The organism is Haemophilus sp. THUN1691 (assembly GCF_059704425.1).
On record NZ_AP046578.1, the window covers coordinates 1,065,111 to 1,079,152 of the forward strand.

At 39.7% G+C, this 14,042-nt stretch carries 13 protein-coding genes; 9 read left to right on the forward strand and 4 right to left on the reverse strand.

The annotated features are described in order from the left end of the window. Positions 1–23 precede the first annotated feature (23 nt). From sucC to cysB, 5 genes are all read left to right on the forward strand, one after another. Positions 24–1,193: an ADP-forming succinate--CoA ligase subunit beta gene (sucC, locus tag AC6H0J_RS05190; RefSeq protein WP_046952980.1), complete on the forward strand. Its 1,170-nt coding sequence runs from the start codon at positions 24–26 to the stop codon at positions 1,191–1,193. Further along, on the forward strand, positions 1,193–2,062 hold the full coding sequence (gene sucD / locus AC6H0J_RS05195; protein WP_046952981.1) for a succinate--CoA ligase subunit alpha: 870 nt from the start codon (positions 1,193–1,195) through the stop codon (positions 2,060–2,062). The genes sucC and sucD overlap by 1 nt, the downstream gene beginning before the upstream one ends. 134 nt (positions 2,063–2,196) lie before the next feature. Continuing rightward, positions 2,197–2,820, forward strand: a complete 624-nt coding sequence (locus AC6H0J_RS05200) for an L-threonylcarbamoyladenylate synthase (protein WP_046952982.1) — start codon at positions 2,197–2,199, stop codon at positions 2,818–2,820. A gap of 47 nt (positions 2,821–2,867) precedes the next feature. Then, positions 2,868–3,941, forward strand: coding sequence for a 23S rRNA pseudouridine(2605) synthase RluB (gene rluB, locus AC6H0J_RS05205; RefSeq protein ID WP_118817039.1), 1,074 nt, complete (start codon positions 2,868–2,870; stop codon positions 3,939–3,941). Positions 3,942–3,952: 11 nt separating this feature from the next. Next, positions 3,953–4,924 (forward strand): HTH-type transcriptional regulator CysB, encoded by a 972-nt coding sequence (gene cysB, locus AC6H0J_RS05210; RefSeq protein WP_046952984.1) that lies wholly within the window; start codon positions 3,953–3,955, stop codon positions 4,922–4,924. A gap of 54 nt (positions 4,925–4,978) precedes the next feature. On the opposite strand, the gene AC6H0J_RS05215 is transcribed toward cysB, so the two are convergent. Further along, positions 4,979–6,043, reverse strand: coding sequence for an MFS transporter (locus AC6H0J_RS05215; protein ID WP_046952997.1), 1,065 nt, complete (start codon positions 6,041–6,043; stop codon positions 4,979–4,981). A 102-nt stretch (positions 6,044–6,145) separates the two neighbouring features. Further along, complete coding sequence (prmB, locus tag AC6H0J_RS05220) at positions 6,146–7,090, reverse strand: 50S ribosomal protein L3 N(5)-glutamine methyltransferase (RefSeq protein WP_046952985.1); 945 nt, start codon at positions 7,088–7,090, stop codon at positions 6,146–6,148. Between the two features lie 129 nt (positions 7,091–7,219). Between prmB and smrB the strand changes: the two genes are divergently transcribed. Further along, complete coding sequence (gene smrB / locus AC6H0J_RS05225) at positions 7,220–7,723, forward strand: endonuclease SmrB (RefSeq protein ID WP_046952986.1); 504 nt, start codon at positions 7,220–7,222, stop codon at positions 7,721–7,723. A gap of 75 nt (positions 7,724–7,798) precedes the next feature. Here smrB and pta read toward each other — a convergent pair whose 3' ends face one another. After that, positions 7,799–9,934, reverse strand: coding sequence for a phosphate acetyltransferase (gene pta, locus AC6H0J_RS05230; RefSeq protein WP_046952987.1), 2,136 nt, complete (start codon positions 9,932–9,934; stop codon positions 7,799–7,801). Between the two features lie 67 nt (positions 9,935–10,001). After that, the gene (locus tag AC6H0J_RS05235; protein ID WP_046942601.1) at positions 10,002–11,207 is read right to left on the reverse strand and encodes an acetate kinase; all 1,206 of its coding nucleotides are present in this window, start codon (positions 11,205–11,207) and stop codon (positions 10,002–10,004) included. A 220-nt stretch (positions 11,208–11,427) separates the two neighbouring features. Between AC6H0J_RS05235 and yfbV the strand changes: the two genes are divergently transcribed. From yfbV to purF, 3 genes are all read left to right on the forward strand, one after another. After that, positions 11,428–11,871, forward strand: coding sequence for a terminus macrodomain insulation protein YfbV (gene yfbV, locus AC6H0J_RS05240; protein ID WP_032828024.1), 444 nt, complete (start codon positions 11,428–11,430; stop codon positions 11,869–11,871). Positions 11,872–11,957: 86 nt separating this feature from the next. Beyond that, a complete protein-coding gene (locus AC6H0J_RS05245) occupies positions 11,958–12,449 on the forward strand; it encodes a CvpA family protein (RefSeq protein ID WP_046952988.1) in 492 nt (163 codons plus the stop codon). Between the two features lie 10 nt (positions 12,450–12,459). Next, positions 12,460–13,977 (forward strand): amidophosphoribosyltransferase, encoded by a 1,518-nt coding sequence (gene purF, locus AC6H0J_RS05250; RefSeq protein WP_046952989.1) that lies wholly within the window; start codon positions 12,460–12,462, stop codon positions 13,975–13,977. The last annotated feature ends 65 nt before the right edge of the window (positions 13,978–14,042 follow it).

Sequence of the window (14,042 nt, forward strand, 5' to 3'; positions counted from 1 at the left end):
CATAACCAAAAAGGACGTCGCGAATGAATTTACACGAATACCAAGCAAAACAACTATTTGAGCATTATGGATTACCCGTAAAAAATGGGGCGGTCTGTCAATCTGTTGATGAAGTAGATTTGGTACTGGCTCAACTTTCAGGCGATAAGTGGGCAGCGAAATGCCAAGTTCATGCGGGTGGGCGTGGTAAAGCGGGTGGCGTTAAATTAGTGCACGATGTAGAGGAAGCAAGATCTTTTTCAGAAAAATGGCTAGGACAACGTTTAGTCACTTTTCAAACGGATAAATCGGGTCAGCCAGTAAACCAGATTTATTTTGAAGAAACTTGCGATATTGATAAAGAATTTTACTTAAGTGCGGTTGTTGATCGCGCCTCTCAAAAAGTGGTGTTTATTGCTTCTCCTGCGGGTGGTATGGATATTGAAGAAGTCGCGCAAAATTCACCGCACTTACTCCACAAAGTCACCATTGATCCTTTATTTGGAGGATTGCCTTATCAAGGCCGTGAATTGGCGTTTAAATTAGGGTTAAGTGGTACGCAAAACAAACAGTTTACCGATATCTTTATGGGATTGTCTCGTTTGTTTTTAGAAAAAGATTTATCTTTAGTGGAAGTTAATCCACTTGTTCTGACTAAACAAGGCAATTTGGTTTGTCTAGACGCCAAAATATCTGTTGATGATAACGCTTTATTTCGCCATAAAGATCTCTTAGCACTGCAAGATTTAACTCAAAATGATGCTCGTGAAGCAGAAGCTGAAAAATTCCAGTTAAACTATGTGGCTTTAGAGGGCGATATTGGTTGTATGGTAAACGGGGCTGGGCTTGCAATGGGAACCATGGATATTGTGAAACTCTATGGTGGTAAGCCTGCGAATTTTCTTGATGTGGGTGGTGGTACAACGAAAGAGCGGGTTGCTGAAGCGTTCAAAATCATTTTAACCGATCCTTCAGTGAAGGTGATTTTAGTGAATATTTTTGGTGGCATTGTTCGTTGTGATTTGATTGCTGAAGGCGTGATTGCTGCAGTAAATGAAGTGGGCGTGAGAGTGCCTGTGGTTGTACGATTAGAAGGGACTAATGCTGAAATAGGTCGCCAAATTTTAGCGGAAAGCGACGTTAATATTCTTACCGCACAGAGTTTACAACAAGCCGCAGAATTAGCCGTGAATGCAGCAAAAGGAGAACACTAATGGCGATTTTAATTGATAAAAATACGAAAGTGATTTGCCAAGGTTTTACTGGTGGACAGGGGACTTTTCATTCTGAACAAGCATTAGCCTACGGAACGCAATTAGTTGGTGGCGTATCGCCAAATAAAGGTGGAACTACCCATCTTGGTTTGCCTGTTTTTAATACAGTTCGTGAAGCTGTCGAAAATACGGGGGCAACCGCGACAGTCATTTATGTGCCAGCACCATTTTGTAAAGATGCCATAATTGAAGCTATTGATGCAGGGATTAAGTTAATTGTCTGCATTACTGAGGGCATCCCTACATTGGATATGCTTAAGGTGAAACAAAAATTAAATGAAACAGGCGTTGTGATGATTGGGCCAAATTGCCCGGGTGTGATTACACCTGATGAATGTAAAATAGGCATCATGCCGGGACATATACATAAAAAAGGCAAAGTGGGGATTGTTTCTCGTTCTGGTACTTTAACGTATGAAGCGGTAAAACAAACTACAGATGAAGGTTTTGGTCAATCGACTTGTGTGGGTATCGGTGGCGATCCCATTCCAGGCTCTAGTTTTATTGATATTCTCGAAAGATTTCAACAAGATCCCGAAACAGAAGCCATTGTGATGATTGGCGAGATCGGCGGTTCCGCTGAGGAAGAAGCCGCAACCTTCATTAAAGATAAGGTCACTAAACCAGTGGTTGCCTATATTGCGGGTATCACTGCGCCAAAAGGTAAACGGATGGGACATGCGGGGGCTATTATTAGTGGCGGAAAAGGCACTGCCGCAGAAAAAATTGCTGCGCTTGAGGCCGCAGGTGTGACCTGTGTAAAAAGCCTCGCTGAAATTGGTGCAGCCTTGAGAAAGATATTAAAATAATTTCATAAAATTAACCGCACTTTAGTTTGATAAGGCGTAGATTGACTCTCTACGCCTTTATTTTTATATATTTGCCATTATAAAGTGAGCGCAAAACTGCTATAATCAGCACACACTTTTTAAGGAAGAAACAGATGAGCCAATTTTTTTATATCCACCCTGAAAATCCACAAGCGCGCTTGATTAATCAAGCCGTAGAGATTTTACAAAAAGGCGGTGTGATTGTGTATCCGACGGATTCTGGATATGCCTTGGGCTGTATGATGGGCGATAAACATGCAATGGATCGCATTGTAGCGATTCGTAAATTGCCTGAAGGACATAATTTTACGTTGGTGTGTAGTGATTTATCGGAGCTTTCAACTTACGCAACGGTGAGCAATACTGCGTATCGTTTGATTAAAAATAATACGCCTGGGAGTTATACTTTTATTCTTACTGCAACGAAAGAATTACCGCGCCGTTTAATGACATCAAAACGTAAAACCATAGGTTTACGCGTACCAGATAATAAGATCGCTTTAGATTTACTTTCAGCCTTAGATGAGCCGATTTTATCTTGTTCGTTAATGTTGCCAGGTGAAGAACATACCACGCAATCTGATCCTGAGGAAATTCGAGATCGTTTGGAGCACCAAGTTGATTTAATTATTCATGGTGGATATTTAGGGCAAGAGCCTACAACAGTGGTGGATTTAACGGAAGAATCGCCAGTGATTTTGCGCGAAGGAAGTGGAAGTACTGCTCCTTTTATTTAACTTATAGACGCTTGTGAAAGCGACCTTTCCATTATTTAAGGAAAACAATGAAACCTAGTCAAAAACAAACTCAAAGACAACCGTACTTTTCCAAAGATTCAGCAAAGAAAAGTGATTTTTCAGCTAAAAATGATAGACGTTCAGTGTCTCGTACTGCTCGCGTAGAAATGGTAAATACGAAAAAAAGTGCGGTTAATTCTGACAACAAATTTTTATCTAAGCCAAAAGCGAAACCCGTTGTAAAAGCCTCGAATCAACCTAAAGTAGAGGGTGAAAAATTACAGAAAGTTTTAGCGCGTGCTGGACAAGGCTCTCGTCGTGAAATTGAAACAATGATTGCCGCAGGCAGAGTGAGCGTAGAGGGTAAAATTGCGACTTTAGGCGATCGTATTGACGTACATTCTGGCGTGAAAGTGCGTATTGATGGTCAAATTATTAATCTTAGCCACGCACAAAAAGAAATTTGCCGCGTGTTAATGTATTACAAACCTGAAGGTGAACTTTGTACTCGTAGCGACCCAGAAGGGCGTGCCACAGTGTTTGATCGTTTGCCACGTTTAACAGGTTCTCGTTGGATTGCGGTGGGGCGTTTAGATATTAATACATCAGGTTTATTGCTTTTCACTACTGATGGTGAATTAGCAAATCGCTTAATGCACCCAAGCCGTGAAGTGGAACGTGAATATTCGGTGCGAGTATTTGGTCAAGTTGATGATGCGATGTTAGCGCGTTTACGCAAAGGCGTTCAGCTTGAAGATGGACCTGCCAACTTTAAAGAAATTAAATTTACAGGCGGTGTGGGTATTAACCAATGGTATGACGTAACCTTGATGGAAGGACGTAACCGTGAGGTTCGCCGTTTGTGGGAATCCCAAGGGATTCAAGTTAGCCGATTGATTCGTATTCGTTACGGCAATATCAAACTGATGAAAGGTTTGCCTCGTGGTGGCTGGGAAGAAATGGATCTTGAAAGCGTCAACTACTTGCGTGAACTTGTGGGATTACCGGCTGAAACCGAAACGAAATTAGATGTTACACAGCCACGTCGTCGTCCAAAATCTGGACAAATTCGTAAAGCGGTAAAACGTTATTCTGAACTGAGCAAACGTTATAAAAAATAAGGACTTTTTTTATGAAAATGCAGCAACTGCGGTATATTGTTGAAATTGCTAACCATAATTTAAATGTAACTGAAGCGGCTAATGCGCTTTATACATCACAGCCTGGAATTAGTAAGCAAGTGCGGTTGCTGGAAGATGAATTAGGTCTAGAAATTTTTGAACGTCATGGCAAGCATATAAAATCAATTACACCAGCAGGGAAAAAGATTATTTCGATTGCACGCGAGTTACTTGTTAAAGCGCAAGGTATCCGTGCCGTTGCTGATGAATATACTCAACCAAATCACGGTGTATTACGCATTGCGACGACAAATACTCAGGCGCGTTATATGCTGCCAAGCGTGATTGAACGTTTTTCCAAAAAATATCCTGATGTGAGTTTGCATATTCACCAAGGTTCGCCAACACAAATTCATGATGCATTAATGTCGGGAGAGGTGGATTTGGCGATTACTACCGAAGCGCCTTATTTATTTGATGATTTGGTTCAGATTCCATGCTATTGGTGGAATCGCGCAGTGATTGTTACGCCAGAACATCCGCTTGCCAAAGTGAAAGAATTGACGATTGAGGAATTAGGTAAATATCCGCTTGTGACCTACACTTTTGGTTTTACAGGTGTTTCTGATTTAGATTACGCATTTAATAGCGCAGGCATTTTGCCGAATATAGTCTTTACCGCTACTGATGCCGATATCATTAAGACTTATGTACGCTTAGGCTTAGGGGTGGGCATTATGGCATCTATGGCTCATACGCCATTAGATACAGATCTTGTGGCGATTGATGCAAGTCATTTGTTCCGCCCGAGTATGACGAATATTGCATTTAAACATAGCACGTTCTTACGCAATTATATGTACGATTTCATGGAATATTTTTCACCGCACTTAACTCGTAGCGTCGTGGAAAAAGCCGAGCGTTTGCGTGATAACAATTCAGTGAAAAAATTATTTGAAGGCATTGAATTGGAAACCAAATAATAATGTATAAATGAAGTGCGGTTGAAATTTAATAAGAATTTCAACCGCACTTTTTTATACTAAAAATAGAACTGGAACAAGGTTCATCACACCAACTGTCGCGATAGAAAGTAATAATCTTGATGCGCCAAAAATAAAACCACGATTAGTGCCATTATCAAATTTCACTAATAAGTTTGCCATCGCCGTGAGGGCATACACTTCAATGACTGTAAAAATGACAAGATAGGCATAGGCTGAAAATACGGAAAGATAACGTAAAGTTATAAACCAAGGCACGATAATTCCAATAGCCAACAGAGGGGCAACCCATGCCGCTTGTTTGATTGTTAAATTAATTTTTCTGGAAAAATAGCTTTGTAATAGTACAGTGAGTAAGCCGTTGCCAAATAACGCTATCGGTGAATGTTCAGGCATGCCAAGTTTATTGTTAAATAAAAAAGGAAAAATGACAAAGAAAGAGCTCGCAATAGCAAGAGGTAAAAAGAGCATTAAATGCACCATGAGGAATTCTTTTGTAATAATTTCTTTGATTTGTGTAAAGCGAAATTTTACTAACGTTTGTAAGGTTTGAATTTGATAGAAAGGCTTCACCATTAAGGCGAATAATACGGCTTCCATTGAAAAACAGACCCAAATGAGCAAGTCGATATGTTCGTATGTAATAAATGGGATGACTAAAAGCGGCGCAAACATGGATGACATGGAGGTCACTTTTAGATATTTCCCTTGCAAGCGCGTTTTTTCTTTGTATTCATCCCCAGCCAGCACAAGCAAACATGCTTTGGCATTGGTTCCAAATAAGCAACTGCCTAAACCAAAACCAGTGGTCGCAATAAGAAGCAATAAATAATTATCTGCCGCGAGAAAGAAAATATAAGCTATCACGTCTAAAAAACAGCCGAGCAACATCATTTTGGCTAAACCATAGCGATCGCCCCAAATACCAGCAAGAATGGAAAGAGCTTGGTTTGAGAAAAAGAGTAGTGATAAGGAAAAGGCGATTTCGCTGTTGCTCAATCCTTTACTTTGTAGATAAATCAGAAATACCGTTTGCACAGAAAAAAAGGCAAGGGTGGAAAAGAAACGCCGAGTAAGTAAAAGTTTTTGTAAATTCATAGAGTCAAATGATAAAAAGAAAAGCACGCGTTGAATAACGCGCGCCATGAGTTTTATAAGTGCGGTTAAAATTGATATTAAAATTTTACCGCACTTGAAAGATTAAAACAGATTGTGATATTTCACTAAATCTTTACGCTGAATAGCAAATACGCCTAGTCCGCCATTTTTAAGTTCTACCCATTCAAATGGTACCTCTGGATATTGCTCAATTAAGCTCACCATGCTATTGCCCACTTCACACACCAACAAGCCATTTTCAGTTAAGTAATCTGGCGCTTGTTTCAAAATTTGTTTGGTAATGTTTAAGCCATCATGACCAGAACCTAAGGCTAACTCTGGTTCAAAATGGAATTCTTCTGACATATCGGCGAGATCTTCTTCATCCACATAAGGTGGATTGGTCACGATAAGATCGTATTTTTGTCCTAAAATATTTTCAAATAAGTTTGATTGAATCGGGAATACGCGATGCTCTAATTGATGACGTGAAATATTGATCTCCGCGACATTAAGTGCATCAACTGATAAATCGACTGCATCCACTTCCGCATTCTGGAAAGCATAAGCACAAGCAATGGCAATACAACCGCTACCTGTGCATAGATCGAGAATATGATTCGGCTCTTGTGAAATTAAATCTTCAAAGCGATCTTGAATTAACGCACTAATTGGAGAACGTGGAATAATGGTTCGTTCATCCACATAAAATTCGTGACCGCAGAACCAAGCACTATTTGTTAAATATGCCACTGGTACGCGTTGTTCGATTCGGGTTAATACAAGTTGAACTAAGGTTTCTTTTTCAGATGGGGTTAATCGACTGTTAAATAATTCGGTAGGTAAATCAATGGGTAAATGTAAGCCACTTAAAACGAGTTGCAGGCTTTCATCCCAAGGATTATCGTGCCCTTGCCCGAAGTAAATATCAGATCGATTGAGAATACTATACGTCCAACGCAGAAAATCTTGGATGGTTTGCAGTTCGTTTGCAACATTATCTTCCAAGATAGTTGCAACTAATTCTTGGTTATGTGAGGTTTCCATCGCATTTCTCCATAAAAGTGAGTAGAAAAGTTAGCATAAAATTCCGTATGAAAATTTGGCGTAGTTATACCACAGATGAGAATGTAGAACTATGATATGATACGCAAAATTTGAAATTAATGAGAAAAAATGCAAGACGAATTTGATTTATTCCGTGCGGAAACCAAAGGCATTAAACTAATTAAACAAGATACTTTTGTTCCCCCTCGCCAAAAACGTGATCAGAAAAAAATAGAATTGAAAGAATTACGAGCGAAAGAAGATACATTGTTCTATTTTTCTGATGAATATGAGCCGTTACTGAATGACAATGATGGTGTTGTGAAATATTTACGTGATGGGGAAGATTCCCATTTATTAAAACAACTTCGTCGCGGAGATTTTTCGCCAGAATTGTTTTTAGATTTACATGGTTTAACCCGTGAACAAGCTAAACAAGAATTAGCCGCACTTTTACTGGCTTGTGAAAATGAGCATGTTGATTGTGCCAGTATAATGACGGGCTATGGCACCTTTACCTTGAAAAAGCAAATTCCACGTTGGTTAGTACAACATCCTAAAGTGCGGGCATTACATCAAGCGCCAAGAGAATGGGGCGGTGAAGCCGCAATTTTGATTTTGGTTGATTTGTAAAAAACGTTATAAAAAATACCGCACTTTTACTGCCTAGGGCAAAGTGCGGTATTTTCTTTTATGTTTTTACTTGAACTATTGTGTCGCTTGAATTGCAGTTAAGGCAATTGTGTACACAATATCATCAACTAAGGCACCGCGAGATAAGTCATTGACTGGTTTGCGCATACCTTGAAGCATTGGGCCAATAGACACTAAATCTGCAGAACGTTGTACTGCTTTGTAAGTCGTGTTACCCGTATTTAAGTCAGGGAATACGAATACCGTTGCTTTACCTGCTACTGGTGAATTTGGTGCTTTAGAGCGAGCCACATCTTCCATCACAGCCGCATCGTATTGTAATGGGCCATCGATTAATAAATCAGGGCGTTTTTCTTTTGCAATACGAGTTGCTTCTTTCACTTTTTCTACATCAGCACCGCTACCAGATGTACCTGTTGAGTAAGAAATCATTGCGACTTTTGGATCAATACCAAATGCTTTCGCAGAATCCGCAGATTGAATTGCGATTTCAGCAAGTTGTTCTGCTGTAGGATCAGGGTTTACCGCACAGTCACCGTAAACAAGTACTTGATCTGGTAATAACATAAAGAAGATAGAAGAAACAATTGAACTACCCGGTGCAGTTTTGATGATTTGCATTGGTGGACGAATGGTGTTTGCAGTCGTGTGAACGGCTCCAGATACTAAACCATCTACTTCATTTGCTTCTAACATCATGGTGCCAAGCACTACGGTATCTTCTAATTGTTCACGAGCTGCAGTTTCTGTCATACCTTTTGCTTTACGTAATTCAACTAAACGAGCAACATAGTTTTCACGAACATCTGCTGGGTTAATGATTGTAATGCCTTTACCTAGTTTAACACCTTGTGCTTCAGCTACACGTTGAACAGATGCTGGATCTGCTAAAAGCACACATTCCGCAATGCCACGTTCTGCACAAAGTACGGCAGCTTTGATTGTACGAGGTTCATCACCTTCAGGAAGCACAATGCGTTTTTTCGCAGCACGAGCAAGTTCAGTCAATTGGAAACGGAATGCTGGCGGGGATAAACGACGTAAACGAGTAGAATCTGCAACTAAGTTATTGATAAAGTCACCATTAAAGTGTTGGCTAGTGTATTGTTTGATGTTTTCGATACGCTCTTTATCATCAACGGGCACTTCAAGATTAAAGTTTTGTAAATTTAATGCTGTTTGCCAGGTGTTACCTTCAATACGGAAGATTGGCAATTTTGCTTTTTCAAAAGCTGGTTGGCAAAGTTTATTGATTTGAGCATCAATTTTGTAACCGCCAGTTAATAAGAGACCGCCGATTTCAATACCATTTGACGCTGCGAGAGCGGCTGCAACAAGTACATCTGGACGATCTGCTGAAGCGACTAATAAGCTACCTGCACGGAAATGCTCAACCATATTTGGTAAACTTCTTGCACAGAAAGTGATACCACGGATACGACGGTTAATATCTCCTTCAGTGATAATTGATGCGCCTAAGTATTTCACTAAATCGATCGCACGTGTTGCGATTAAATCTGCTGACCAAGGCACACAAGCTAATAATTTGATTGAGCTATTTGCAAATAATTTGCTCACTTCTGCTTCACATGCATGGCTGTGTTGGAACGAATCAAAGATTTCAGCAAGATCAGGGCGTGTACGACCAGATTCATCAACGGGTGCATTAAATTTGTTTACAACTACGCCTAAAAGATTCGGATTGTTTTTACCACCAAATAGAGAGGCTGCTGCTTCTACGCGATCTTTTAATTCAGTTGGGGTTTCAGTTGCAGGTGCTGCAACTAATACGATTTCTGCATCTAATGCTTGTGCAATTTCATAGTTGATGCTATTTGCGTAACCGTGTTTTCTTGTGGGAATTAAGCCTTCAACCACAACGATATCGTTGTTTTTAGTTAATTGTTGGTGATTTGCCACAATTTTTTCTAGTAATACATCAGACTGATTTTGCCCAATCAATGATTCCGCAACGCTTAACATAAACGGTTCAGACGTTTCAAGGGTAGTGCTGGTGCGAATGATAGAGGTTGTACGATCCAGTTTATCTTCACCTGTGCTTGGTTGAGAAACAGGTTTCATAAAACCAACTTTTGCGCCTTTTTGTTCAAGAGAATGGATTAATCCCAGACTAATGCTAGTTAAACCCACGCCTGTGCTTACAGGGATAAGGATAATCGTGCGAGACATAGTTAAACCTTAATGTGTATATGTTATAAATAAAAACTGCCGAAAAATTCGGCAGCTTGTTGTTAAATTAGAAACAAAGTTTAGCGGTATCTTGTGCGATAACTAATTCTTCGTTAGTTGGAAGAACAATCGCTTTAAATGCGGAATCATCAGTGGTGATTACGCCATCTTTACCGAAACGTGCCGCTAGATTGCGTTCGTTATCTACTTTAATACCAAATAATTTTAAGTGATTTAATGCTAATTCACGAACGTGTGCTGAGTTCTCACCAATACCACCAGTGAAAGCAATCGCATCTAAATGATCATCACCTAATACAGCCATATAAGCACCGATGTATTTCGCTAAACGATAGCTGTATACGTCTAAAGCGCGTTTTGCTTCTGGTTTAGATGCGTCATCGTAGTTATCTTCAGCATAACGGCAGTCGCTTGTTACTTCAGTTAAACCTAAAAGACCAGATTTTTTCACTAAAGTCTCTTCGATTTGTTCCATAGACATACCTAAAGTTTTGTATAGGTAGAATACGATTGCAGGGTCGATATCACCACAACGAGTGCCCATGACTAAACCTTCTAACGGAGTTAAGCCCATTGATGTATCGATACATTTACCGTTACGCACAACAGAAACAGAACCACCATTACCTAAGTGACAAATAATCGTATTGACTTGGTCTGCTGGTTTACCTACATATTCAGCGACTTCACGAGAAACGAAGTAGTGGCTGGTACCGTGTGCACCGTAGCGACGAACGCCATGTTCTTTATATAAAGAGTATGGAAGGGCATAAAGGTATGCTTCTTCAGGCATGGTTTGGTGGAATGCCGTATCAAAAACTACTACGTTTTTATCTTTTAAGTGCGGGAATGCGTTGAATGCTTCGCGAATACCGATTAAGTGCGCTGGATTGTGAAGTGGCGCAAATTGTGCAGCATCTTCAATACCTTTAACGACTTCATCAGTTACGATAACAGATTGGGTGTATTTTTCACCGCCATGTACGATACGGTGACCAATTGCCGCGATAGAGTTTTTAAGCTCATCTGTCATGATATTAGACGCGATAAAGTTAAGTGCTTCAGTATGAGCTGCGCCTGCGCCTAAATCTGCGTTACCTTTCTCACCATTGAGTTTCCATTTGATACGAGCTTCTGGTAAGAAAAATGCTTCCGCTAAGCCGGATAATTTTTCTTCACCTGTTGCAGGATCAAGAATTGCAAATTTTAGTGAAGAACTACCACAGTTAAGGATAAGAACAAGTTTTGACATGGGAACCCTATATTTGATTAAAGTTAATGGAAATCCACCTTGCTGATGGACTGAAAAAATCTGGCATAGGATACACCTTTTGATAAACAAAATAAATTCATCCCAGCATAAAAAGACAACGATTTATGGAACTTTTTGAAAAATTAAACTTTTTCAGTAAGGTGACAATTTCAGGCAAACTGGGGTATGATAAGTGCGGTTGTTTTTTAAAGGTGTTTTTATGGCATTTTTTTCCATTTTAAAACAGGGACAGATTTATCTTAATACTTGGCCACAGGAGGCTAAATTAGGGATTATTTTCCCAGAAAACCGCATTATGAAAGCCACGAGTTTTGCACAAAAATTCATGCCCTTTGTTGCTGTATTTGCAGTGGTGTGGCAACAGATTTATGCAAAAAATGATTTGATGGCCTTTTCTATTGCAATTTTGACCGCACTTTTTGCCTTGCTTATTCCTTTTCAAGGTCTTTATTGGCTTGGCAAGCGTGCGAATTCGCCATTAGAAAATCAAAGTGCGGTGTGGTTTTATGATATTTGCGAACGCTTAAAACAACTACATGAACCCTTGCCTTTTGTGCAAGATCAACCGACATACCAACATTTAGCAGAAGTCTTAAAGAAAGCTCAAAGCAAATTTGAACGAGCTTTTTGGCAGGAAATTTAGTTTACGCAAACGTTTTCTTTTTGGCTTTATTTTTGTAGAATACCTCGGTCGTTTTAAACGGCCGTTTTTCATTGAGAGATTTTTTAATGATCGATTACATTATTATTGGCATTATCGCTTTTTCCATTCTTGTCAGTTTATTACGCGGTTTTGTGCGCGAAGTGCTTTCACTCGGTAGCTGGGTTGTGGCATTTATTGTAGCAAGTCAGTTCTATCCTTATCTTGCCGCTTATCTTACGCAAATTGAATCAATGTATGTTCGTAATGGAACCGCAATCGGGATTTTATTTGTACTGACTTTAATTGTGGGCGCTATAGTAAATTATGTGATTAGTCAATTAGTAGATAAGACGGGTTTAAGTGGCACAGATCGTGTGTTAGGTGCGATTTTTGGTTTAGTACGCGGTGCGCTGATTGTCGCTGCGTTATTATTTTTTATGGATACCTTCACCAATTTTGAACAAACTGATTGGTGGAAAGAATCTCAATTAATACCGCACTTTGGTTTTATTATTGAATGGTTCTTTCAACAACTTCAGGCTAGTTCAAGTTTTTTAAATCCAACGCTTAATCAATAAGGAACACAAAATGTGTGGTATTGTCGGTATTGTTAGCCAAAGTCCGGTTAATGAATCTATTTATGCAGCATTAACTCTTTTGCAACATCGTGGACAAGATGCGGCAGGTATTGTAACGGTTGATGATGAAAACCGTTTCCGCTTACGTAAAGCTAATGGTTTAGTGAGCGATGTGTTCCATCAAGAGCATATGCTACGCTTGCAAGGAAATGCTGGATTGGGTCATGTTCGCTATCCTACGGCAGGAAGTTCTAGTGTCTCAGAGGCGCAGCCTTTTTATGTGAATTCTCCCTATGGTGTCACTTTAGTGCATAACGGCAATTTAACCAATTCAGTGGAATTAAAAGAAAAAGTCTTTAAAACAGCTCGCCGCCATGTAAACACTAATTCAGATTCCGAACTTCTTCTTAATATTCTAGCTAATCATCTTGATCATATTCCTAAAAACCATCTCGATCCACAAGATATTTTCTATGCTGTTCGTAAAACTCACAACGATGTTCGTGGTGCTTATGCTTGTTTAGCGATGATTATTGGGCATGGCATGGTTGCGTTTCGTGATCCTTTTGGTATTCGTCCTTTGGTGTTGGGTAAACGCGAAGAAAATGGCAAAACCGATTATATGTTTGCCTCTGAAACTGTAGCTTTAGATATTGTGGGTTTTGACTTTGTTCGCGATATTGCACCAGGTGAAGCCGTTTATGTGACGTTTGATGGTGAGCTTTATTCGCAACAATGTGCCGAAAGTGCGGTGTTAAATCCTTGTATTTTTGAGTATGTTTATTTTGCACGTCCAGATTCAACGATTGATGGCGTCTCTGTTTATGCTGCACGTGTTCACATGGGCGAAAAACTAGGACAAAAAATTGCAAAAGAATGGACGGATGAAATTGATAATATTGATGTGGTGATTCCCGTTCCTGAAACCTCCACAGATATTGCGTTACAAATAGCTCGAGTACTAGGGAAACCTTACCGACAAGGATTTGTGAAAAATCGCTATGTTGGTCGTACGTTTATTATGCCAGGACAAGCACAGCGTATTAGTTCTGTTCGTCGCAAATTGAATACCATTAAAGCTGAATTTAAAGATAAAAACGTCTTATTGGTGGACGATTCTATCGTTCGAGGTACAACCTCTGAGCAAATTGTTGAAATGGCTCGCTCAGCTGGCGCGAAGAAAATTTACTTTGCCTCTGCTGCTCCAGAAATTCGTTATCCGAATGTATATGGTATTGATATGCCGAGTCGCGATGAACTGATCGCTTACGGTCGAGATGTTGATGAAATTGCGCATTTAATTGGTGTGGACAAATTAATTTTCCAAGATCTGACCGCACTTACCGAATCAGTTCAATTAGAAAATCCGTCTATTCGAGGGTTTGATTGTTCAGTGTTCACTGGCGAATATATTACAGGTGACATCACGCCAGAATATTTGGACAAAATCGCAAGTCAACGGAACGATAGTGCAAAGAAAAAACGTGAAAAACAAGCATCTAATCTTGAAATTTATAATGAACAATAAATGGCGATAAGGCGAGATATTTAGTCCGATAAAAATCACCGCATTAAAAAAGTGCGGTGATTTTT

Bases quoted from the DNA above. Each gene is read 5' to 3' on its own strand.
- sucD (WP_046952981.1), top strand. From the start codon at position 1,193: ATGGCGATTTTAATTGATAAAAATACGAAAGTGATTTGCCAAGGTTTT.
- AC6H0J_RS05200 (WP_046952982.1), top strand. From the start codon at position 2,197: ATGAGCCAATTTTTTTATATCCACCCTGAAAATCCACAAGCGCGCTTG.
- yfbV (WP_032828024.1), top strand. From the start codon at position 11,428: ATGGCATTTTTTTCCATTTTAAAACAGGGACAGATTTATCTTAATACT.
- pta (WP_046952987.1), bottom strand. From the start codon at position 9,934: ATGTCTCGCACGATTATCCTTATCCCTGTAAGCACAGGCGTGGGTTTA.
- AC6H0J_RS05215 (WP_046952997.1), bottom strand. From the start codon at position 6,043: ATGAATTTACAAAAACTTTTACTTACTCGGCGTTTCTTTTCCACCCTT.
- AC6H0J_RS05235 (WP_046942601.1), bottom strand. From the start codon at position 11,207: ATGTCAAAACTTGTTCTTATCCTTAACTGTGGTAGTTCTTCACTAAAA.
- cysB (WP_046952984.1), top strand. From the start codon at position 3,953: ATGAAAATGCAGCAACTGCGGTATATTGTTGAAATTGCTAACCATAAT.
- prmB (WP_046952985.1), bottom strand. From the start codon at position 7,090: ATGGAAACCTCACATAACCAAGAATTAGTTGCAACTATCTTGGAAGAT.
- AC6H0J_RS05245 (WP_046952988.1), top strand. From the start codon at position 11,958: ATGATCGATTACATTATTATTGGCATTATCGCTTTTTCCATTCTTGTC.
- smrB (WP_046952986.1), top strand. From the start codon at position 7,220: ATGCAAGACGAATTTGATTTATTCCGTGCGGAAACCAAAGGCATTAAA.
- sucC (WP_046952980.1), top strand. From the start codon at position 24: ATGAATTTACACGAATACCAAGCAAAACAACTATTTGAGCATTATGGA.
- purF (WP_046952989.1), top strand. From the start codon at position 12,460: ATGTGTGGTATTGTCGGTATTGTTAGCCAAAGTCCGGTTAATGAATCT.
- rluB (WP_118817039.1), top strand. From the start codon at position 2,868: ATGAAACCTAGTCAAAAACAAACTCAAAGACAACCGTACTTTTCCAAA.